The sequence below is a fragment of the Endozoicomonas sp. ONNA2 genome, assembly GCF_024606365.1.
Lineage (GTDB): Bacteria > Pseudomonadota > Gammaproteobacteria > Pseudomonadales > Endozoicomonadaceae > Endozoicomonas.
The window spans coordinates 1-2449 of sequence record NZ_JAHHPO010000781.1; the positions used below are offsets into that span (position 1 = coordinate 1).

The 2449-nt window shown below is 51.5% G+C and carries 1 protein-coding gene; it reads right to left on the bottom strand.

Going from position 1 to position 2449, the window contains the following annotated elements; genetic code table 11:
• Positions 1-2165, bottom strand: a 2165-nt coding sequence (gene plsB, locus KDK14_RS13845; RefSeq protein WP_257265762.1) for a glycerol-3-phosphate 1-O-acyltransferase PlsB, incomplete at its 3' end; no start/stop codon positions are given.
• Between the last annotated feature and the right edge of the window lie 284 nt (positions 2166-2449).

Sequence of the window (2449 nt, forward strand, 5' to 3'; positions counted from 1 at the left end):
ATATAAAAGCGTTCCAGTGTCTGGACGATGGCACGTGAGAAGACATTCAACATAACGTATTCGGCGGTGGCCGGGTCCGGCTGGTAATAACACGCTTCGCCCTTGTCATCCCGGCCCCGGGTGATCAGTCCTTCTGCAACCAGACAATCCAGCCATTTTTGCACCACTGCCAGTGCTTCGTGCCGGGTCCACTGCAGGAACAGTTCTGCCTGCAGGTAAGGGTAGAGAACCTTGCTGATGCGCAGAATCTCTTTTCCGGTGATGCTGGCACTGTTGACAAAGAAACAGCTGATCAGGGACGGGATGGCAAAAATATGCAACACATTATTGCGATAATAGGTCATGGCAATGGCGGTTTTCTCATCCATGCTGATGATATCCCCCAGCGCATCGGTCTTCCTCTGGATCAATTGCAGGTTTTCCACGTAGTGGACCATGCTGCGGGCATCCAGATCCGTTATCACCGTCCGGTCGCTGTAGGGAACCATGGACAGAAGACGTGTAAAGCCATCCAGCTGACGAATCAACTCCTCTTCACCCAGCGCATGCCTTGGTGAACAGAGCAGGGCAATGGCGACCAGGTTGACCGGGTTGATGATCGCTGCTGCGTTGATTCTGCCTGCCAGCACATCGCCCAGATTCGACGTGGTTCTCTCCAGCCATGTTGGTTTGTCATTGGAGCCTGAGCTTTCTTGCCAGTGTGGTGCCTGTAAACTCAGGAACGAGCCCAGCTCCAGTGGCTCACCAAAGGTGATCCACGCCTTGCCAAACTCATTCCTGAGGGCCGCCAGTGTGCGAACTATATCCAGGGGCGACTCGCTTTTCTTGGCTTCACCCCGGAGTTCGCCGAGATAGCTGGCCATTTCCAACAGCTTTTCATAACCGATATAGACCGGAACAAAAGCCATCGGCTTACGATGATCACGCAGGAAACTGCGGACGGTGATGGAGAGCATGCCGGTTTTTGGTGACAGGGTGCGGCCAGTTCTTGAACGGCCGCCTTCGATGAAATATTCGGTAGCAAAGCCTTTACTGGTCAGGGTGTACATGTATTCATGAAATACCATGCTGTACAGCGGGTTGCCACGGAACGTTCTGCGCATGAAAAAGGCACCACCCTTACGCAAAATGGTGCCAACCACCGGCATATTCAGATTAATACCCGCGGCAATATGGGGCGGTGGCAAACCTTCATAGTACAGAACATACGACAGAAGAAGGTAATCGATATGGCTTCGATGGCAGGGCACATAAACAATCGTATGGTTCTGTGCCAGTGCCTTCAATGGCTCAATATGATTGACTTTTACCCCACTATAAAGCTTGTTCCAGAACCAGGTCAGGATAATATCCAGGAAACGGATGACGGGCATGGAGAAGTCAGAAACTATTTCATTGGCATATTTCCTTGCTTTTGCCTCAGCTTCTACCAGGGTGATTTCCTGAGCCGCGGCTTCTGCCGCAATGGCTTTCTGAATCCCGGGCGTATGAATCAGGCTGTTGACCAATATACGACGGTGAGAGAGATCCGGGCCCACAACCGAGGCTTTTTTCTGGCGAAAATGGACACGGAGAATCCGGTTTACCTTGCGCACACTGCGGGCATGGTTATTACGATCACCCATGATTTCCTGCAGTGATAGGGCGGGGCTGAAAGACACCATGGTTTGTCGACCGTGCAGTAGCGTTGCCAGGAACTTCCGGAAACGTCCACCAAGGCTGAAGTTCCAGTCAAACAGCAGTTTAAAGGCGGACTGCTCCTTTTCCGGAGAGCGTCCCCAGATAATAGTCACGGGAACGAGCTGGACATCCTGATGCCTTGCTTCAACCTGCCTGACCAGCGCTTCCAGCAGTTGTGGTGGCTCTGGCCGTTCTCTCTGGATGATCAGGCCTTCGTGCTGGCTGAGAAAGAAGTGCGCCTTGCTTTGCCGGTGGTCAACGTCAATGGGTTGATAAGGGCGCGGCAGGCCTGCTTTTATGCACTCACTCTCCAGCACCATCAGGTCCGTCAGGGAGCGCTGGTGCATAACATAGACAACCGGTTTTCCGATCTGCAGATGCAAGGCCTCAGGGTTGTTGTTTTCAACTGTGGGACACACCCACACGGAAAGGAGTTTTCTCAGGCTATGAAAAACATAGCGATTCAGGGTAATGGGTTTCAGCATGGAACTGGCTCTTGGCCTGCATCCGTTAGTAAAGGAGATAAGAAACGTTCAGAAGACTGATGTCGATTAGACGACAGAAGGCTTCTGGCATGAAATTCATTTTGAAACTTTCAAGTGGTTGGTAAATTAACCCGGCATTCTAGCCTGATTACATGGTGTTGCGCAAAATTACGATTTTATTTGGTTAACTACTTATGGCTATTAATAAATTCCGGGGGAACTCCAGAGGTGCTTACTGGTCAAGGGCTAGGAGGCTGTCCGAGAATAGCGCCCGTAGCGAGGAT